19 protein-coding genes are annotated in these 18,991 nt (G+C 64.5%); 3 read left to right on the top strand and 16 right to left on the bottom strand.

Features of this window, described 5'->3' with window-relative positions; all coding sequences use genetic code 11:
- Positions 1 to 275: 275 nt before the first annotated feature.
- The 10 genes from LK542_RS20510 to LK542_RS20465 form a co-directional block, all read right to left on the bottom strand.
- Positions 276 to 1,565 (bottom strand): multidrug effflux MFS transporter, encoded by a 1,290-nt coding sequence (locus tag LK542_RS20510; RefSeq protein ID WP_227802045.1) that lies wholly within the window; start codon positions 1,563 to 1,565, stop codon positions 276 to 278.
- A 9-nt stretch (positions 1,566 to 1,574) separates the two neighbouring features.
- Positions 1,575 to 2,777, bottom strand: coding sequence for a class I SAM-dependent RNA methyltransferase (locus tag LK542_RS20505; RefSeq protein WP_374040200.1), 1,203 nt, complete (start codon positions 2,775 to 2,777; stop codon positions 1,575 to 1,577).
- A gap of 236 nt (positions 2,778 to 3,013) precedes the next feature.
- Positions 3,014 to 3,427 carry a CopD family protein gene (locus LK542_RS20500; RefSeq protein WP_227802046.1) on the bottom strand — a complete coding sequence of 138 codons (414 nt, stop codon included), beginning with the start codon at positions 3,425 to 3,427 and terminating at the stop codon, positions 3,014 to 3,016.
- Positions 3,428 to 3,440: 13 nt separating this feature from the next.
- Complete coding sequence (locus tag LK542_RS20495; RefSeq protein WP_227813383.1) at positions 3,441 to 4,712, bottom strand: glutamate-5-semialdehyde dehydrogenase; 1,272 nt, start codon at positions 4,710 to 4,712, stop codon at positions 3,441 to 3,443.
- Between the two features lie 130 nt (positions 4,713 to 4,842).
- Complete coding sequence (gene holA / locus LK542_RS20490; protein WP_227813382.1) at positions 4,843 to 5,856, bottom strand: DNA polymerase III subunit delta; 1,014 nt, start codon at positions 5,854 to 5,856, stop codon at positions 4,843 to 4,845.
- A 9-nt stretch (positions 5,857 to 5,865) separates the two neighbouring features.
- Positions 5,866 to 6,360 (bottom strand): LPS assembly lipoprotein LptE, encoded by a 495-nt coding sequence (gene lptE / locus LK542_RS20485; RefSeq protein WP_374040206.1) that lies wholly within the window; start codon positions 6,358 to 6,360, stop codon positions 5,866 to 5,868.
- 12 nt (positions 6,361 to 6,372) lie between these two features.
- Positions 6,373 to 9,015 (bottom strand): leucine--tRNA ligase, encoded by a 2,643-nt coding sequence (gene leuS / locus LK542_RS20480; protein WP_227813380.1) that lies wholly within the window; start codon positions 9,013 to 9,015, stop codon positions 6,373 to 6,375.
- Between the two features lie 298 nt (positions 9,016 to 9,313).
- Positions 9,314 to 9,640 carry a barstar family protein gene (locus LK542_RS20475; RefSeq protein ID WP_227813379.1) on the bottom strand — a complete coding sequence of 109 codons (327 nt, stop codon included), beginning with the start codon at positions 9,638 to 9,640 and terminating at the stop codon, positions 9,314 to 9,316.
- Between the two features lie 2 nt (positions 9,641 to 9,642).
- On the bottom strand, positions 9,643 to 10,452 hold the full coding sequence (gene dapB, locus LK542_RS20470) for a 4-hydroxy-tetrahydrodipicolinate reductase (RefSeq protein ID WP_227813378.1): 810 nt from the start codon (positions 10,450 to 10,452) through the stop codon (positions 9,643 to 9,645).
- Positions 10,449 to 11,060, bottom strand: a complete 612-nt coding sequence (locus tag LK542_RS20465) for an outer membrane protein assembly factor BamE (RefSeq protein ID WP_227813377.1) — start codon at positions 11,058 to 11,060, stop codon at positions 10,449 to 10,451. Before LK542_RS20465 ends, dapB begins: the two co-directional genes overlap by 4 nt.
- 78 nt (positions 11,061 to 11,138) lie before the next feature.
- Between LK542_RS20465 and fur the strand changes: the two genes are divergently transcribed.
- Positions 11,139 to 11,567 (top strand): ferric iron uptake transcriptional regulator, encoded by a 429-nt coding sequence (gene fur, locus LK542_RS20460; protein ID WP_227802054.1) that lies wholly within the window; start codon positions 11,139 to 11,141, stop codon positions 11,565 to 11,567.
- A 134-nt stretch (positions 11,568 to 11,701) separates the two neighbouring features.
- On the opposite strand, the gene hrcA is transcribed toward fur, so the two are convergent.
- Together hrcA and LK542_RS20450 are read right to left on the bottom strand one after the other, a co-directional pair.
- Complete coding sequence (hrcA, locus tag LK542_RS20455) at positions 11,702 to 12,718, bottom strand: heat-inducible transcriptional repressor HrcA (protein ID WP_227802055.1); 1,017 nt, start codon at positions 12,716 to 12,718, stop codon at positions 11,702 to 11,704.
- Between the two features lie 69 nt (positions 12,719 to 12,787).
- Positions 12,788 to 13,498, bottom strand: a complete 711-nt coding sequence (locus LK542_RS20450) for an HAD family hydrolase (RefSeq protein WP_227802056.1) — start codon at positions 13,496 to 13,498, stop codon at positions 12,788 to 12,790.
- Between the two features lie 241 nt (positions 13,499 to 13,739).
- Between LK542_RS20450 and LK542_RS20445 the strand changes: the two genes are divergently transcribed.
- Positions 13,740 to 14,330, top strand: a complete 591-nt coding sequence (locus LK542_RS20445; RefSeq protein WP_227802057.1) for a hypothetical protein — start codon at positions 13,740 to 13,742, stop codon at positions 14,328 to 14,330.
- Positions 14,331 to 14,348: 18 nt separating this feature from the next.
- Positions 14,349 to 14,987, top strand: a complete 639-nt coding sequence (locus LK542_RS20440) for a hypothetical protein (protein ID WP_227802058.1) — start codon at positions 14,349 to 14,351, stop codon at positions 14,985 to 14,987.
- Between the two features lie 167 nt (positions 14,988 to 15,154).
- Here LK542_RS20440 and LK542_RS20435 read toward each other — a convergent pair whose 3' ends face one another.
- From LK542_RS20435 to LK542_RS20420, 4 genes are all read right to left on the bottom strand, one after another.
- Positions 15,155 to 15,328, bottom strand: coding sequence for a hypothetical protein (locus tag LK542_RS20435; RefSeq protein ID WP_227802059.1), 174 nt, complete (start codon positions 15,326 to 15,328; stop codon positions 15,155 to 15,157).
- A 395-nt stretch (positions 15,329 to 15,723) separates the two neighbouring features.
- Positions 15,724 to 16,491: a 16S rRNA (adenine(1518)-N(6)/adenine(1519)-N(6))-dimethyltransferase RsmA gene (rsmA, locus tag LK542_RS20430; protein ID WP_227813376.1), complete on the bottom strand. Its 768-nt coding sequence runs from the start codon at positions 16,489 to 16,491 to the stop codon at positions 15,724 to 15,726.
- A gap of 18 nt (positions 16,492 to 16,509) precedes the next feature.
- Positions 16,510 to 17,547 (bottom strand): 4-hydroxythreonine-4-phosphate dehydrogenase PdxA, encoded by a 1,038-nt coding sequence (gene pdxA / locus LK542_RS20425; protein ID WP_227813422.1) that lies wholly within the window; start codon positions 17,545 to 17,547, stop codon positions 16,510 to 16,512.
- 10 nt (positions 17,548 to 17,557) lie between these two features.
- Positions 17,558 to 18,955, bottom strand: coding sequence for a peptidylprolyl isomerase (locus LK542_RS20420; protein ID WP_227802061.1), 1,398 nt, complete (start codon positions 18,953 to 18,955; stop codon positions 17,558 to 17,560).
- Between the last annotated feature and the right edge of the window lie 36 nt (positions 18,956 to 18,991).

Here is an 18,991-nt window from a genome sequence, read left to right as displayed (position 1 = left end):
AGACATTTCTGATCGGGAACAATACTTTCTGTAAAAAGTGTTGTCGAGAAGTCGCTCTAACGCTAATAAAAGGCCGGGACGATGCGCGGCGAATGAAATAGTATTTCATATATGTATGCATACGTGAAATATTATTTCATATAAATATTAAAGCCCGGTTACCCGGGCTTTTGAAGGAGCGTCTGGCAAAGCCTCCAGAGCAAGGCGCAGTGCCGACGACAGTACGCTTGTACGGCAAGGCGCTGCAACGCAGCTATGGAGGTTTTGCTAGGCGCTTACGGCATCATTTCGCCATCTCTTATCTTCTGTCGGCGATAGCGGCGTGCCGTCGCCCACAGCGCAATCGAGAGCAGCGTAAAACCGGCCTGCCCCAGCGCCAGCGACAGCACCGAATGCGACAGCATTGGCGAGATCACGCCAGCCACGATGGCGCCGGCCAGGGTGGTCACGAAGGACTGGCAGGAAGCCACGGTGCCGCGGATGTGCGGGAACAGGTCGAGCGCCATCAGGGTGGCGCCCGGCGCGATGATCGAGCTGCCGAAGGTGAAGAAGAACATGTGCAGCACGCTCCAGGGCAGCGCCGGCGGCAGGAAGCTGTGATACGCCACGTTGAAGGTCACCGCCCCCAGCATGAAGAAGAAGCCGATCCGGATCTGGCGCGCGAAGCTGAACTTGCCCGCCATGCGGTTGGCCGCCAGTGCGCCCAGGAAGATCCCGCTCACGGTCGGCACGAACAGCCAGGCGAAGCCGGATGGGCCGAGGCCCAGGTGCTCGGGCAGCATCACCGGCGCCGACGAGATGTACAGGAACAGGCCGGCGAAGTTCAGCGCCACCACGCCCGACTTCATGTGGAACAGGAAGGAGCTGAAGATGGCGCCGTAGCTCTGGGCCAGGAAGCGCGGATTGAAGGGCTGGCGCCTCTCGACCGGCACCGTCTCGGGCAGGTGGCGCCAGCTGAACCAGCCCAGGCCCACCGTATAAACACACAGCGCCAGGAAGATCGCGCGCCAGTCGAAGAAGGTGACGATCCAGCCGCCCAGCACCGGCGCGATGGCCGGCGCGATCGAGAAGATCATGGTGACCATCGAGAGCAGGCGCGCTGCCGCGGCATCCGAGTACAGGTCACGGATGATGGCGCGTCCCACCACCACCCCTGCCCCCGCGGACACGCCCTGCATGATGCGGAACACCCACAGGTAGTGCACCGAATTGGCCGCCGCGCAGCCGAAGGTGCCGATCGCGAACACGACCAGGGCCGTGAGGATCACGTTGCGGCGGCCAAAGGCGTCCGACAGCGCGCCGTGCCACAGCGACATCCCGGCGAAGGCCAGCATGTAGGCGGTCAGGGTCTGCTGGACTTCCAGCGGGGTGGCGTGCAGTTCGGCGCGGATCTGCGGGAAGGCCGGCAGGTAGGCGTCGATCGAAAACGGACCCAGCATCGCCAGCATGGCCAGCAGCAGGGCCAGGCCGCCGGCGGACAGCATCGCGATCTTGTGGGGCGCGGGAAGCGGGACCGGAATAACCGGGTCTTTGGGCAAGTCGTCTGGGTCGGTCGGCGGCAGCATCGGTATCGGTTATTCCTGTTTGGGCTTGGCTTCTTCGCGGCGGTTGAAACCGGCCACCATGTCGAAGCGGAACAGGCGGCATTCGAGCGCGCCATTGAAGAACGGGGTCTTGCGCGATTCCTTCAGGCGCATCAGCTTGGGCAGTCCCAGGTCCGCCGTGAACAGGAAGGCGGTCCAGCCGGCGAAGCGCTGCTTGAGCGTGGTGCCGAGCGCCGAATAGAAGGAGACCGCCATCTCGTCCTGCGGCACGGTCGAGTCGCCGCGCACGCCGATACGCTCACCGTAGGGCGGATTGGTCAGCAGGATGCCCGGCGCTTGCGTCGGCGGCGACACGTGCTGGGCTTCGATCTGCTTGAGCGGCACATCGAACAGGATGCCGGCGACCTTCAGGTTGTGACGGGTCATCGCGACCATGTCGCCCGAGATGTCGGAGCCGAAGATGGTCGGTTCGGATGGCAGCGGATTCGGCTTGATCTCGGCCTTCAGCGCGGCCCAGGCCTCGCGGTCGAAGTCGGCGAATTTTTCAAAGGCGAAGCGGCGGCGTGCACCCGGCGGAATGCCCTGCACCATCTGGGCGGCTTCGACCAGGATGGTGCCGGAACCGCACATCGGGTCGAACAGCACGGTGCCCGGCTTCCAGCCGGCCACACGCAGCATGCCGGCGGCCAGGTTCTCGCGCAGCGGCGCGTCACCGGTCTCTTCGCGCCAGCCGCGCTTGAACAGCGCCTCGCCCGAGGTGTCGAGGTAGATGATGAAGTTGCGCTGGTCGAGGAAGCCGACGATGCGCATGTCCGGCTCGCGCGTGTTGACCGAGGGGCGCTTGTTGAACTGGTCGCGGAAGCGGTCGCAGACGGCGTCCTTGATCTTCAGGGTCGTGAATTCGAGACTCTTCAGCGGCGACTTGACCGCGGTGACGTCGACGCGGATGGTGTGGTTGACGCCAAACCAGTCTTCCCAGGGCTGCTCGAGCACCAGGTCGTAGATGTCGTTCTCGTTGTTGTAGCTGCGCTGGCCCATGCGCATCAGGACGCGCGAGGCGATGTGCGAGTGCAGGTTGATGCGGTAGGCGTCGACCATCGAACCGGAGCAGTGCACACCGCCCGGCACCTGGTTGTGCACCCGCATGGTGGTGCTTTGCTGGGCGATTTCACCCAGTTCGTCGGCAAGCGCCGCTTCCATGCCGCGCGGGCATGGGCAGAAATATGAGGCCATGAGGAGTACCCTTTGTCCGTTAAAAAATCAAAACCAGATCAGTAGTATCAGTACTGCTGACCGAAAAACCGTTGCGAACGCTTGATTGCACCGTTTGCCGTAAAACCGTCGTTCCGGCGTAGGCCGGAACCCAATTTGACGTTCGTGGCGGACCAGCGAACTTGGATTCCGGCCTTCGCCGGGATGACGGTCTTGAGGCTGTTGGTACTAATCGCTGTTGTTGGGATCGAACACCGTCAGAACGGCTTCACCACCACCAAAATCACAATCGCCAGCAACAGCAGCACCGGCACTTCATTGAAGTAGCGGTACCACTTATGACTGCGCACATTCGCTCCGCGCTCGAACTTCTTGAGCAGCGAGCCGCACGCGTGATGGTAGCCGATCGCCAGGATCACGAGCGCAAGCTTCGCGTGCAGCCAGCCGCCCTGGATGCCGTAGCCCAGCCATAGCCACAGGCCCAGCACCAGGGCCGGAATCATCAGGATGGTGGTGAAGCGGTACAGGCGGCGCCCCATGCCCAGCAGGCGCGCCAAGGCTGCCGGGTTGGTTTCCTGGGCCAGGTTCACGAAGATGCGCGGCAGGTAGAACAGCCCGGCGAACCAGGAGGCGATGAAGACGATGTGAAGGGCCTTGATCCAGAGGTACATGCTTTCCTTTTTGTTATTGACGGATTTCGCCGTGACCGAACACGACGTACTTCAGCGAAGTCAGGCCTTCCAGCCCGACCGGTCCACGTGCGTGCAGCTTGTCGTTCGAGATGCCGATCTCGGCGCCCAGCCCGTACTCGAAGCCGTCCGCGAAGCGGGTCGAGGCGTTCACCATCACCGAGGCCGAATCCACTTCGCGCAGGAAGCGCAGCGCGGCGCTGTAGTCTTCGGTGATGATCGATTCGGTGTGCTTCGACGACCAGGTGTTGATGTGGTCGATCGCACTATCCAGCCCCTCGACCACGCGGATCGCCAGGATCGGCGCCAGGTATTCGGTACTCCAGTCCTGCTCCGTGGCGTGCTTCAGCCAAGGATAGCCATTAGCGGACAGGATCGCGTGCGCTTCGGCGTCGGCGCGCAGCTCGACCTCTTCCGTCTTGTACAGCTCCGCCAGCTGCGGCAGTGCGATCGCTGCGATCGCGCGCGATACCAGCAGGGTTTCCATCGTGTTGCAGGTGCCGTAGCGGTGGCACTTGGCGTTGAACGCGACCGGCAGCGCCTTGGCGATGTCGGCCCTGTCGTCGATGTAGACGTGGCAGATGCCGTCCAGGTGCTTGATCATCGGGACCGTGCTCTCCGCCATCAGGCGCGCGATCAGGCCTTTCCCGCCGCGCGGGACGATCACGTCCACATACTGCGGCATCGTGATCAGGGCGCCCACGGCGGCGCGGTCGACCGTATCGACCACCTGCACCGCGTCCAGCGGCAGGCCCGCGCCCTGCAGGCCTTCGCTGACCAGCCTGGCCAGCGCGCGGTTGCAATGGATCGCTTCCGAGCCGCCGCGCAGGATGGCCGCGTTGCCGCTCTTGATGCACAGGCCGGCCGCGTCCACCGTCACGTTCGGACGGGCTTCGTAGATGATGCCGATGACGCCCAGCGGCACGCGCATCTGGCCGACCTGGATGCCGCTCGGGCGCGACTTCATGTTGGTGATTTCGCCGACCGGATCGGGCAGCGAGACGATCTGGCGCAGGCCGTCGACCATGGTCTTGATGGCGCTATCCGACAGCGCCAGGCGGTCGAGCAGGGCCGGCTCCAGGCCGCCGGCGCGGGCGGCGTCCATGTCCTGCCGATTGGCGGCGCGCAGCAGATCGGCGTCACGCTCGATGGCGTCGGCGATCAGGAGCAGCGCGCGGTTGCGCGTGGCGCCGTCGGCACGCGCCATCGCGCGCGAGGCGGCGCGGGCCTGGCGGCCCATCGAGTGCATGTGTTCGGTGATGTCCATCGTGTAGCCCGTTTTCGATCATGTGTGGGAACGCGTGGGCGGTAGACCCGCCCACCCTACCGGTATCGCAATTCGTAGGGTGGGCGGGGGAATTTAGTCCAGTGGACCAAATTCCCGCCCACGCGGTCAGTTACCGCGCTACTCGCAACGCCAGCTGCAGCATCGCATCCCACGCGTCCCCGGCAAACGCCTTGGCGCGCAGGCCCTTGACCATGCGGTCGACCTGGGCCGCTTCCTGCAGGGCCGCTTCCAGCGTGGCCACCGACACGCGGCGCAGCGCCGGGTCCATCATGCGTTCGCGCGGACCCCAGATGCGGTATTCCTTCAGCAGCGCGCCCAGCGGGCGTCCCTGCGCCATCCCGGATTTCAATTTTAGCAGCGTACGGATTTCTTCACTGACGGCCCACAACACCAGCGGCAGCGCCTCGCCCTCGCCTTTCAAGCCGTCGAGCATGCGCGCGAGGCGCGCCGGGTCGCCGGCGAGCATCGCTTCGGAGAGCTTGAACACGTCGTAGCGCGCCACGTTCAGCACGGCGTCGTGCACCTGCTCGAAACTCAGCTTGCCCGGTTCGTAGAGCAGCCCGAGCTTCTGGATTTCCTGGTGCGCCGCCAGCAGGTTGCCCTCGACGCGGTCGGCGATGAAGTCCAGGCTCTGGCGCTCGGCGCTCTGCCCCTGGCTTGACAAGCGCATGCCGATCCAGCCCGGCAGCTGGGCGCGCTCCACATTCGGGATCTCGATGTAGACGGCGGCCTGCTGCAGCGCCGCCACCCACGAGGCCTTGGCGGTCTGCCAGTCCAGCTTGGGCAGGGTGATGAGGGTGAGGTTGTCCGGACCGAGGTCTTTCGCGTAGCTCTGCAGGGCGGCGCTGCCGTCCTTGCCCGGCTTGCCGCCCGGGATGCGTAGTTCGATCAGCTTCTTGTCGCCGAATAGGGACATGGCCTGGTTCGCCGCCAGCAGTTCGCCCCACTTGAAATTGCGCTCGACCGTGAGCACGTCGCGCTCGGTGTAGCCCTGGGCACGGGCGGTCTTGCGGATACGGTCGGCCGCTTCCAGCGCGAGCAGGTGCTCGTCGCTGGTGATCACGTACAAGGGCGCGAGGCCCTTGGCCAGGTGGCCCTCGAGGGCCTCAGGCCGCAGTTGCATTGGCTAGTCTCAGACAGGTTTGATCGCGGCCAGGCGGCGCAGGATCTGCTGCACCAGGTCGGCCTGCATGTCGCGGTACAGGAGCTGCTCTTCCGATTCCTTTGCCAGCACCTGCGACTCGTCGAAGGCGATGTTGCGGCGCAGGGTGATCTCGGTCGGTCCCAGCAATTCGCGGTTAGAGGCGTCGCGCACGCGGAACACCAGCGTGTAGCTGAGCGAGTATTCGCGCACCCGGCCCAGGCTGTTCAGCGACAGGATCGCCTTGCCGCGCGACTCGGACAGCACGTCGAACAGCGCTTCCGCCTTCGACGCATCGGTTTCGATGCGCACGCCGTCGCCCGCGCGCAGGTTGCGCTTGAGTTCCGTGCCCAGCGGCGAGGTCTCGGTGAAGGCCAGGTAGATGCTCTTGAAAGGCATGTTGTACTGGCCGTTCGAGCCGCGCAGCTGGAAGCCGCAACCCGCGAGGATTGCCGCCGCCAGCACGGCCAGGAGTACGCGCACCATATTGGTCATCGCTTACACCACGATGTTGATGAGTTTACCGGGAACGACGATGACCTTCTTCGGCGTGCCTTCGATGAACTTTTGCACCGATTCCTCGGCCAGCGCGGCCGCTTCGATGCTCGCCTTGTCGGCGTCCTTCGCCACCTTGACCGAGCCGCGCAGCTTGCCGTTCACCTGGATCATCAGTTCGATCTCGGACTGCTCCAGCGCGGCCGGGTCCACTTCCGGCCACTGCACGTTGAGGATGTCGCCGTAGACGGCGGCATAGCCAAGGTCCTGCCACAGTGCGTGGGTGATGTGCGGCGCCACCGGGTTCAGCAGGCGCAGGAAGATCGAGAAGCCTTCCGCGATCACTGCATCCGACGCCACGCCTTCGGCCAGCTTCGCCGATTCCAGCGTGTTCAGCATCTTCATGCAGGCCGAGACCACGGTGTTGTACTGGATGCGCTTCAGGTCATAGTCGGCCTGCTGCAGCACCTTGTGCACTTCGCGGCGCAGGGTTTTCTGGGCGTCGTCGAGCGAACCTTGCTGCTGGCCCTTGAGCGCGCTGGCGATGCGCTCGCGCTGGGCGTAGCCATAGGCCCAGACGCGGCGCAGGAAGCGGCTCGCGCCTTCGACGCCGCTGTTCGACCACTCCAGGGTCTGTTCCGGCGGCGAAGCGAACATGGTGAACAGGCGCGCGGTGTCGGCGCCGTACTGTTCGATCTGGGCCTGCGGATCGATGCCGTTGTTCTTCGACTTCGACATCTTCTCGGTGCCGCCGATCGCAACCGGCTGGCCGTCCGATTTCAGGACCGCGCTCTGCGGGCGGCCCTTGTCGTCGAAGGTCAGTTCGACGTCGGCCGGGTTGAACCAGGTCTTCTTGCCGGTTTCGTCTTCGCGGTAGTAGGTCTCGTTCAGCACCATGCCCTGGGTCAGCAGGTTGACGAAAGGTTCGTCGAACTTGAGCAGGCCGAAGTCGCGCATGACCTTGGTCCAGAAGCGCGCGTACAGCAGGTGCATGACGGCGTGCTCGATGCCGCCGATGTACTGGTCCATCGGCATCCAGTAATCGTTGCGCTCGTCGACCATCTTGTCGCTCGAGCCCGGCGAGGTATAGCGCATGTAGTACCAGGACGAATCGATGAAGGTATCCATCGTGTCGGTCTCGCGGCGCGCAGGTTTACCGCACTTCGGGCAATCGCACTTCAGGAAGGCTTCGTCCTTGTTCAGCGGGTTGCCGGTGCCGTCCGGGACCAGGTGCTCGGGCAGCACGACCGGCAGCTGGCTTTCAGGCACCGGCACCGCGCCGCAGTCGCCGCAGTGGATCATCGGGATCGGGGTGCCCCAGTAGCGCTGGCGCGAGATGCCCCAGTCGCGCAGGCGGAAGGTGACCTTCTTGTCGCCCAGGCCCTGGCTTGCCAGGTCGCCCGACACGGCATTGACGGCGGCGATGTAGTCCATGCCGTCGTACTTGCCCGAGTTGATGGTCTTGCCGTGTTCCTTGTCGCCGTACCACTCCTGCCAGCCGTCGAGCGAGAACTCCTGGCCTTCGACAGCGACCACCTGCTTGATCGGCAGATTGTATTTGGTGGCGAAGCCGAAGTCGCGCTCGTCGTGGCCCGGCACGCCCATCACGGCGCCGTCGCCGTAGGTCATGAGGACGTAGTTGCCGACCCAGACCGGCACCTGCTCGCCCGTCACCGGGTGCGTCACGGACAGGCCCGTCGGCATGCCCTTCTTCTCCATCGTCGCCATGTCGGCTTCGATCACGGAGCCGAGCTTGCACTCGGCGATGAAGGCCTGCAGTTCCGGGGTGTTCTTCGCTGCGTGCTGGGCCAGCGGGTGCTCGGCCGCCACGGCGCAGAAGGTCACGCCCATGATGGTATCGGCGCGGGTGGTGAAGACGTACAGCTTGCCTTCGTTGATGAGTTCACCCGACTCGTCCTTGATCTGGTGCGGGAAGGCGAAGCGCACGCCAGTCGACTTGCCGATCCAGTTGGCCTGCATGATGCGCACGCGTTCCGGCCAGCCCGGCAGCCTGTTGTCGACGTAGTCCAGCAGCTCGTCCGCGTAATCCGTGATGCGCACGTAGTACATCGGGATCTCGCGCTTTTCGATCAGCGCGCCCGAGCGCCAGCCGCGGCCGTCCACCACCTGCTCGTTCGCCAGCACGGTCTGGTCGATCGGGTCCCAGTTCACGGTGCCGGTCTTCTGGTAGATGATGCCCTTCTCAAGCATCTTGAGGAACATCCACTGGTTCCACTTGTAGTATTCCGGCTTGCAGGCGGTCATCTCGCGCGACCAGTCGATGGCCAGGCCCATCGATTCCATCTGCCCGCGCATGTGCGCGATGTTCGAATAAGTCCACTCCGCCGGCGGCACGTTGTTGGCCATCGCCGCGTTCTCGGCCGGCATGCCAAAGGCGTCCCAGCCCATCGGCATCAGGACGTTGTAGCCGTTCATCCGCAGGTAGCGGTACATCACGTCATTGATCGTATAGTTGCGCACGTGACCCATGTGCAGCTTGCCCGACGGGTAAGGCAGCATCGAGCAGGCGTAATACTTGCCTTTGGGGAAACGCGGGTCATTCTCGACGGCCTTGTAGGCGTCGATCGACTTCCAGTAGGCCTGGGCGGCCTGTTCGACTTCGGCTGGACTATATTTTTCTTGCATGATTTCTGCAGACGTAATGGGGGGTGGAACCGGACATTATACTGTTTCGTATTGCACTGCGGCGAAAGGTGCTGACCTTGCGAAAAGCAGGCGTTGCCGCATTGGTGTTATCACCACAAAATGCAAAACCGTCATTTCTGCCACTGGCAGAAACGACTCCCGGCGCAGGCCGGGATCCAAGTTTGCTCGCATTACCGTGGCTGACGCAAAGGCCAACACGGTGCAACGGAATTGGATCCCGGCCTTCGCCGGGATGACGGTTCTACTGCTAGTGGTGCAGGGTGAGGCAGGCTGACAGTCAGCGCAAGGTCAGCTTCAGCGCCGGCTTCTCGCCATAATCCTCATAGCGCTCGTTGATGCCGCCCACGCAGAAGCTGATCTCTTCCAGCAGATCAGGCAGGGCGGCCTTCATCGTTTCCCCATCGAGGATAACGATCTCGAGTACCTCGTTCGGCTCCAGCCGGAACCTGGTCATGTTCTCGTCGTCGCGCAGGTAGCTCATGCAGTCGACCCAGGCGTCGATCGAATCGGCATACGACTCCGGAAAGCCGAAGGCGCGCCGGGATTCGCGATGGAAGGACGCCTCGTCCACGATGGCGGCGCCGTTCAGTTCCGCGACTGCCATGGTCAAGCCTTCAGGCCCAGCACGTCGTCCATGCCGAACAGGCCGTTCGGCTTACCGGCGAGGAAGCGTGCCGCGCGCAGGGCGCCGTGGGCGTAGGTGACGCGGCTGCTCGACTTGTGGCTGATCTCGATGCGTTCGCCGGTGCCGAGGAACATGACGGTGTGGTCGCCCACCACGTCGCCACCGCGCACGGTGGCAAAGCCGATGGTCGAGGGATCGCGCTCGCCGGTCACGCCTTCGCGGCCGTAGACGGCGCATTCCTTCAGGTCGCGGCCCAGCGCGTCGGCGATGACTTCGCCCATCTTGAGCGCGGTGCCGCTCGGCGCGTCGACCTTGTGGCGGTGGTGCGCTTCGACGATCTCGATGTCGTAGCCTTCGCTGAAGCTCTTGGCCGCCATTTCGAGCAGCTTGAGGGTGACGTTGACGCCCACGCTCATGTTCGGGGCGAACACGATACCGACCTTCTCGCCGGCGGCGCGGATCGCGGCCTTGCCGGCATCGTCGAAGCCGGTGGTGCCGATCACCAGCTGCACATTGTTGGCCGCGCAGTATTCCAGGTGCTTGAGCGTGCCTTCGGGGCGGGTGAAGTCGATCAGGACGTCGGCGTCCTTCAGGGCGGCCGCCAGGTCGGACTGGATCACGATCCCGGTCAGCTGGCCGGCAAAGGCGCCGGCATCCATGCCGAGCGAAGGCGAACCGGCGACGTCCAGCGCGCCCGCCAGCTCGGCGTCCGGCGCGGCCTGGATGGCTTCCACCAGCATGCGGCCCATGCGGCCGCTGGCGCCGGCGACGGCGACTTTCAACTTGCTCATGGCTGGATCACCGGGGCGCCGCTGACCTTGGGCGCTTCGACCGGACGGGTTTCCGGCTTGGCCTTGGTGCTCACCTTGGCCGGGCCGGCGATGCGGTCGATGTATTCGCGCTCGGTCGGCAGGTTGCCGCCTTCGAAGCGCTCGACCTTGTCGTCCTTGAAGTAGACGGTGACGCGGCTGGTGGTCAGCTCGCCGTTGCCGCGCGCGAGGTAGAACGGGTAGTCCCAGCGGTCTTCGTGGAACACGTCGGTGAGCAGCGGCGAGCCGAGGAGGAAGCGCACCTGGTCGCGGCTCTGGCCGACCTTCAGTTCCTTCAGCATTTCCGCCGAAACGAAGTTACCCTGCTGGATGTCGGGGCGGTAGGGCGAGAAGATCCAGAAGAATTTCTGCAGCTTGGACGCCTGGACGGTCTGGGCGCCGGCATTGGCGGCGGCGGCCGATCGCTGGGCGTCGGCGACGATGGTCGCCGGATCCGTCTCCACCGGTGCAGCCGGGCGCGTCTGGTTGCGCCAGGCCGCGCAACCGGACAGCATCAGGGTGCAGGCGAGGCCGGCCGCAAGCGCTGCCCGGGCAGAGAATCGACGGAAAACGGCTGGTTTGACGTGCATAGGTAACCTCAAAACGTTTGAGCGGGAGCTCCAAAACGCTATATCATAAAGCACTATGCCAAACAACGAGCAACAAACATGAGTAACAACCCCACCGACCTGAAGGCCAGCGGCCTGAAGGCTACCCTGCCGCGCCTGAAAATCCTGGAAATCTTCCAGAACAGCTCCGTACGGCATTTGACGGCGGAAGATGTTTACAAAATCCTCCTTGCCGACAACATGGACGTGGGCCTGGCCACGGTGTACCGCGTGCTGACCCAGTTCGAACAGGCCGGCCTGCTGAACCGCAACCACTTCGAGACCGGCAAGGCCATCTACGAACTCAACGCCGGCTCCCACCACGACCACCTCGTCTGTCTTGACTGCGGCCACGTGGAAGAGTTCTACGACGAAGAGATCGAGTCGCGCCAGCACAAGATCGCGGTGGAGCGCGGGTACAAGATTGCCGAGCATTCGCTGGCGATTTATGGGAATTGTGTGAAAGTGGGTTGCCCGCGCAAACAGTGAGCCCCCGTAGGGTGGGCGGCTCGTAATCCGGTCCACTGGACCGGATCACCCCACGCGGTCATAGCTTGGATGTGAGCAGCCGCGCGGGCAGAATTACCGTGATTTGAACGCGTGGGCGGGAAGACCCGCCCACCCTACGACTGACTGAGGGCGTTCGACAACAGTTTCGCCGTAATATCCACAATCGGAATCACCCGCTCGTAGGCCATGCGCGTCGGTCCGATCACCCCCAGCGTCCCGACAATGCGCCCATTGACCTCGTAGGGCGCCGTCACCACGCTCATCTCGTCCATCGGCACCAGCTTGGATTCGCCGCCGATGAAGATCTGCACTCCTCCCGCCTTGCTCGACACGTCGAGCAGCTGCATCAGGCCGGTCTTCTGCTCGAACATCTCGAACATCTGGCGCAGCGAGCTCATGTTGGAGGACAGGTCCGTGACCGACAGCAGGTTGCGCTCCCCGGCGATCACCATGTCGTCGCCCTCGGCCATCGCTTCGCTGCCCGCCTCCACCGCCACCTGCATCAACTTGCCCATGTCGTCGCGCAGCTGGCGCAGTTCGCCGCTCAGGCGCTGGCGCACCTCGTCGAAGGTGAGCCCCGCGTAGTTCTGGTTCAGGTAGTTGGCCGACTGCGTCAGCTGGCTCGGGCTGTAGTCGACCTCGGTCAGCAGCAGGCGGTTCTGGACGTCGCCGCGCGGGTCGACGATCACCAGCAAAATGCGCTTCTCGGACAGGCGCAGGAATTCGATCTGCTGGAACACCGACTCGCGCCGCGGGCTTTGCACCACCCCGGCGAACTGCGAGAGCGAGGACAGCATCTGGGCCGCGTTGGCGATGATCTTCTGCGGTTGCTGCGCGGGCAGGCGCATGTGCTGGGCGGCGGCGGCCTGCTCGTCGATGTGCTGCACGGTAAGCAGGGTGTCGACGAACAGGCGGTAGCCGCGTGGGGTCGGGATCCGGCCGGCCGAGGTGTGGGGGCTGGCCACGTAGCCCATCTCTTCGAGGTCGGCCATGATGTTGCGGATCGTGGCCGGCGACACGTCGAGGCCGGAAATCTTCGACAGCGCACGCGATCCGACAGGCTGGCCGTCGGCGATATAGCGTTCGACGAGGGCTTTGAGCAGGGTCTGGGCGCGGGGTTCGAGTTGCATTGCGGGTTGACAGTACAGATAGGCGGAAGGTCGCTCTCTATTATGCACGCTTGCGCGGCTGGCGCCAGTTCATCCGTGCTCGCGCTTGAGCCAGTCCAGCAGGCCGTCCATGCTGCTCACCTCCGCGTCCGGCCTGACCTCGTCCGGCAGGTAGTTGACCTGGCCGGTCCGGTTCATCCACACGGCGCGCAGGCCGGCGCGCTGGGCGCCGTAGACGTCGAGCCGCAGGTCGTCGCCCACATACACGGCCTCGCCAGGTGCCACGTCGAGCTGGCGGCAGGCTTCCAGGAAGATCGCACGGTCCGGCTTGGCCACCCCGAAAGCGGGCGCCGACACCGAGGCGTCGAAGTGGCGCGCCAGGCCGATCGTCTGCAGATCGGCATTGCCGTTGGTGACGGAGCCGATCCGCACCCTGCCCTTCAGGCGCAGCAGGCCGGGCAGCACGTCGTCGTAGGGAATCACGGCATTGCGGGCGGCGAAGAACTCGGCCATCGCCTGTTCCACCTTGCCGGCGTCCTCGCCGGCCTGCTCGAAGGCGGCGATCAGGCCGGCGCGGCGCAGGGCGCCGAGGTCGAGCTGGAATTCGGGCCGGCGCGCCAGCAGCTCGAGCCTGGCCTGGCGCAGGGTCTCGATCGTGTACTGCTGGGCCACCCGCGGCGCATGCTCGCGCAGCCAGGCGAACAGGATCTGCTCGGCCTCGATGATCACCGGGGCGATCGGCCACAAGGTGTCGTCGAGGTCGAACAGGACGGCTTTGGGCCAGGGACGGCGAGGGATCATGGTCGGATCAGTGGGAAGATGGGCGTTCAGGGCAAGCATAGCGAGCGCGCCTGTAGAAAGCAATCGTACGCACCCGGGCGGAACCGACAGTTACACCGTGATACAAAGGCAAACCGTCCAGCTGCTTGCCAAATGGACTAAAATGTCGGGCGATCATCCGTTCACTGCGCGTCCGACCGCGTTTCCCGCGGGTCCTTGCACACGCTTTGCACGTTCACCAGTCAGATTTTTTGGAGAAATTATGAAGAGTTCGACCCTGCGTGTCGGTGCCGCGATGGCATGCGCGCTGGCGCTGACCGCCTGCGGCGGCGGCGATGGCGACATTGCCATCGCTGGTACGTTTTACGGCGTTACCAAGCCTGGCCTGGTCCTGCAAAACAATGGCGGCTCCGACCTGACCATCAATCCGACCAACAACGGCGCGGGGCAATTCGTTTTCCCGAATCTGGTGGAAACCGATTCCAGCTACAACGTCACCGTCAAGAGCATCCCGACCAACGCCAAGGAGTGCGTGCCGTCCCGCAACACCGGCAAGGCGGCCTTCACCATCGATACCATCCAGATCGTCTGCACCATCCGCCAGCACGAGCTGAAGGGCACGATCAGCGGCCTGGTGGGCAACAACCTGGTGCTGGTCAACGGTGCGGACAAGGTCCCGGTGGCCGCGGGCGCCACTTCCTTCACGATGGCCAAGGTCAACGAAGACGCTCCCTATGCCGTCGCCATCCTGACCCAGCCCGACAACCAGACCTGCACCGTCGCCAACGGCGCCGGCACGGTGGCCCAGGCCGACATTACCAATGTCACCGTCACCTGCGGCCCGCGCACTTAATAAACTGGAGCAACCTTCATGAAGTTTTCCCTGATCCGTCCGGCAGCCATGCTGGCAATGGCACTCGGCCTCGCCTCCTGCGGCGGCGGCAGCGATGACGAATCCTACACGGTGGCCGGCACCGTCCAGGGCCTGCAATATTCCGGCCTGGTGCTGACCAACAACGGCGAGGACATCACCGTGGCGCCCCCGGCCAAGGCGGGCGACGACGTGACCTTTGCGTTCTCGAGGAAGCTCGAATACGGCGACACCTACAATGTGACGGTCAAGACCCGTCCCGATCACCAGAGCTGCGAAATCCTGGCGGGCAATGCCGACACGGCAGGGCGCCTGGCGACGATCAACGCCCGCTTCCGTTGCGCGGTCATTCCCTATGCGGTCGGCGGCACCATCACCGGCCTGACCAAGGACAATACCGGCCTGGTACTGGCCAACGGCAGCACCACCGGCACCCTGACGATCGCGGCCGCCGACACCAACACCACCGGCACCGCCTTCCCCTACGAGCTGGCCGCCATCCCGTTCGGCCAGACCTACAGCGTGGCTGTGATCACCCAGCCGAAGGGCGCCCGCTGCACGGTTGCCAATCCGACCGGTACCATGGGCGACGCTGCGGTTACCAACGTCAACGTCACCTGCGTCCAGACCGGCGCCTGAGGAGGAGAGATATTCGACAAACTTATGTCGAGTATTTGAAAGGAAAATTGGACTTATATGCTGTAACGCAGCATACTAACTCCTGTCTCCTCCAACTCTCCTCAGAAAAGAATTGGATTTAAGCCCGCCTCAACCGCGGGCTTTTTTTTTGCCCGCGCTCTGCAGCATTAGGCCGGGCGCTTGGCCGACACTTTCACGACGGCGACCTGCGAGGCGCCGACCGACACCTGGGCGTTGTAGGTCTCGGTAGCGCGGCTGGTAGCAGCCTCTGCATAGGTGCTGACGCCAGCCAGGACCAGGGCTGCGACGAAGATGGCTTCCATGTTCTTGAGGACGTTCATTTTGTGCTCCTTCAGCGTGGTGTTGGTGAGGACTTGGCCGTTGTTGGCTGTCGATGGAAGCACTTTATCGAAAGGGCCTTCTGGGCTCCAGCGAGGTGCGACGGACTGCGGAAAACGGCGTCTGAAGGGCGGGAAATGCGTGATGCGCGGTTGTTGTGCGGCGCAATGTAGAGGTGGGAATGGGAGCGGAGGAGGTTCTAAGACAGCGGTGCTAGTACCGCTGACCTGGGAGCCGTCATCCCGGCGCAGGCCGGGATCCAATTTCTCAGCCGAAGTCAGGGCTGTTGGCTATTCAGCCAACTTGGATTCCGGCCTTCGCCGGAATGACGTTGGTTTAGGTATGCGATGTTTCGATACAGCGGCTTCGGCGGCGCCGCTCGTCGAACTACTCGGACTTACAGCAAATTGGCCAGCGCCACATACTGCTCCAGCCCCACCGCCTCCGGACGCGCACCAGGATCGATCCCCGCCTCGACCAGCTGGACTTCGGTGAACATCCCGGCCACGCAGTTGCGGATCACCTTGCGGCGCTGGGAGAAGGCCTTGGCGACCACCTTCTCCAGCTTGTCGCCGTCGACTTCCAGCATCTGGCGCTTGGGGATCATGCGCACGATGGCCGAATCGACCTGGGGCGGCGGATCGAAAGCAGTCGGGGGGACGATGAACAGCAGGTCCATGTCGTAGCGCCACTGCAGCATCACCGACAGGCGGCTGTAGGCCTTGGTGCCCGGCTCGGCCACCATGCGCTCGACCACTTCCTTCTGCAGCATGAAGTGCTGGTCCTCGACCAGGGGTGCGAATTCGGCCAGGTGGAACAGCAGCGGGCTCGAGATGTTGTACGGCAGGTTGCCGACCACGCGCAGCCGCTGCCCTTCCGGCACCGGGATCGCGCCGAAGTCGAACTTCAGGGCGTCGCCCGAGTGCACGGTGAGCTTTTCGCGCGGGTAGGCCTTTTCCAGGCGCGCCACCAGATCGCGGTCCAGTTCCACCACGTGCATATGGTCGAGCGACTTGAGCAGCAGTGCAGTCATGGCGGCCAGGCCCGGGCCGATCTCGACCATCGTTTCGCCGCGGCGCGGCCCGATGGCGTCGATGATGTTGTCCAGGACGAGTTTATCGGTCAGGAAGTTCTGGCCGAAGCGCTTGCGTGCGACGTGTTTCATGAATGCTTTCTTGTTGATTTACTTGCTGCGCGACGCGGACATCTGCATGGCGGCGCGGATCGCCTCCTCCATGCTGCCGCAGTCGGCCACACCCAGCCCGCGCGCGGCGAGGTCGAGCGCGGTGCCGTGGTCGACCGAGGTGCGCACGATGGGCAGGCCAAGCGTGACGTTGATGCCGCGCCCGAAGGTGGCGTGCTTGAGGGTCGGCAGGCCCTGGTCGTGGTACATCGCCAGCACGCAGTCGGCGTCTTTCAGGTACTTGGGCTGGAACAGGGTGTCGGCCGGATAGGGACCACGGGCGTCGATGCCGCGCGCCCGGGCCGCTTCCAGCACCGGCGTGATCACCTCGATCTCTTCGCGCCCCAGGTAGCCGTTCTCGCCCGCGTGCGGGTTCAGGCCGGTCACCAGGATGCGCGGCGCGGCGATGCCGAACTTGTTCTTCAGGTCGGCGTCGATGATGTCGATCACCTGCGCCAGGTTCTCTAGCGTGAGCGCGCCGGGGACGTCCTTCAGCGGCAGGTGGGTGGTGGCCAGGGCCACGCGCAGGTAGGGTTGACCGCCGCCCGGCTGCCCCGCCAGCATCATCACGACTTTCGGCGTATTGGTCTTCTCGGCCAGGTATTCGGTATGGCCCGAAAAGGCCACGCCGGCGTCGTTGATCGTGCTTTTCTGGAGCGGCGCGGTGACGATGCCGTCGAACCAGCCCGCTTGCGCGCCTTCGATCGCAAGGTCGAGGGTGTCCAGCACCGCGCGCCCGTTGGCGGCGTCAAGCGTGCCCGGGACCACGTGGGCCGCGAGCGGCACGTCGATCACGGCCAGCCTGTCCTTGCCGAAGTGCGGCAGGCCGCCGTTGCGCAGGGCCTGGATCGACAGCGCGGACAGGCGGATGGAAGGATCGATCAGGCTGGCGGTGAGCGCCAGGAAGGCGGCGTCGCCGACCAGCACGCAGTTGGCAGACTCGCGCAGCGCCCAGGCCGCGCGGATCGAGATTTCGGGGCCGATGCCGGCCGGCTCGCCGACCGTGACGGCGAGCGTCGGACGGCGTCCCTGCGGCATGGCCATCGGATTACTGCTCCTCGCGGAACTCGACGTAGGCGCGGTCGCGCACCTGGCGCATCCAGTCTTCCATCGCTTCCTGCAGCTTGCGCTCACGCAGGACCTGGCGCGCCGTGTTGCGTTCCTTCTGGGCGCTCTGGTCTTCCGACTTGCGCTCGACGACGCGCAGGATGTGGAAGCCGAACGGCGACTCGATGACGTCCGAGATCTCGCCCGGCTTCAGGCTGGCCAGGGCCTGGTCGAATTCCGGACCGGCGTCGCCCGGCTCCAGCCAGCCCAGGTCGCCGCCCTTGGCCGCGCTGCCCGGTTCCTGGCTGTTCTGGCGCGCCAGGTCTTCGAAGGTGGCGCTCTTGTCCAGGACTTTCTGGCGCAGTTCGAGCAGCTTCTTCTTGACCTCGGCCGCGTTCATGGTCGGATTCGGCTTCATGAGGATGTGGCTGACACGGGTCTGCTGCACCACTTCCTTGTCGGCCGCGGCGGCGTCGGCCAGGCTGCGCTGGTCCGCCATCTTGAGGATGTGGAAGCCGACGTTGGTCTTGATGATCCCCGTCACCTGGCCGGGCTTGAGCTTGCGCAGCTCGGTCGCGAAGACCGGCGGCAGGCGGTCCGGGTCGCGCCAGCCGATGTCGCCGCCCTTCAGGGCGTCCGGGGCATCGGAATAGGTCGCGGCCATCTTGGCGAAGTCGGCGCCGGTACGCAGCTGGCGCGCCACCTCGTCGGCGCGCGCGCGGCGTGCCGCGATCTGCTCGGGCGAGGCGTTCTCGGGCACCGCGACCAGGATCTGCGCCAGGTTCATCTCGACCTTGTCCGCCGCAGCCGCCTTGGATGCGGTCAGGTAGGTGTCGATCTCGGCTTCCGAGACCTGGATCTTGGAGTCGACCTCGTGCTCGCGCAGGCGCTGCATCATGATCTCGTTGCGGATGTCGTCGCGGAACTGGCTGTAGGCCATGCCCTCTTTTTCCATCTGGTTGCGCAGTTCCTGCACCGACAGCTTCTGGTTCTCGGCGATGCGGCCGATGGTGGCGTCGAGCTGGCGGTCGTCGACGCGCACGCCCATTTCCTTGGCCAGCTGGATCTGGGCGCGTTCGACGATCATCGCCTCGACCACCTGGCGCTCCAGGGTGGCCCCGTCCGGCAGCTGCACATTGCGCGCCTTCAGGTTCTGCACGGTCTGGGCGACGCGGTTGCGGACTTCGTTCTTCGTGATCACTTCGTCATTGACCACCACGTGGATCGAATCGATCACCTTGGCGTTGGCCGATGCGGGCGGCAGGAAGCCGCTGCCCGGCTTGGTGGCCGCAGCCTGGCCGGCAGCTGGTGCCGTTTGGGCCAGGACCTGGCCCGCGGTCAGCGCGCACAGCAGGGCGGTAGCGAGCTTCAGTTGGTGAAAACCGGTGGAACGCGTCATCTGGAAAGCACTCATTCAGGGTGAATAATTATTCAA

This window comes from Massilia sp. IC2-477, assembly GCF_020707265.1.
GTDB lineage: Bacteria > Pseudomonadota > Gammaproteobacteria > Burkholderiales > Burkholderiaceae_D > Telluria.
The sequence above is the reverse complement of the archived record's forward strand: the minus strand, read 5'-3'. Positions and strand labels throughout refer to the sequence as shown.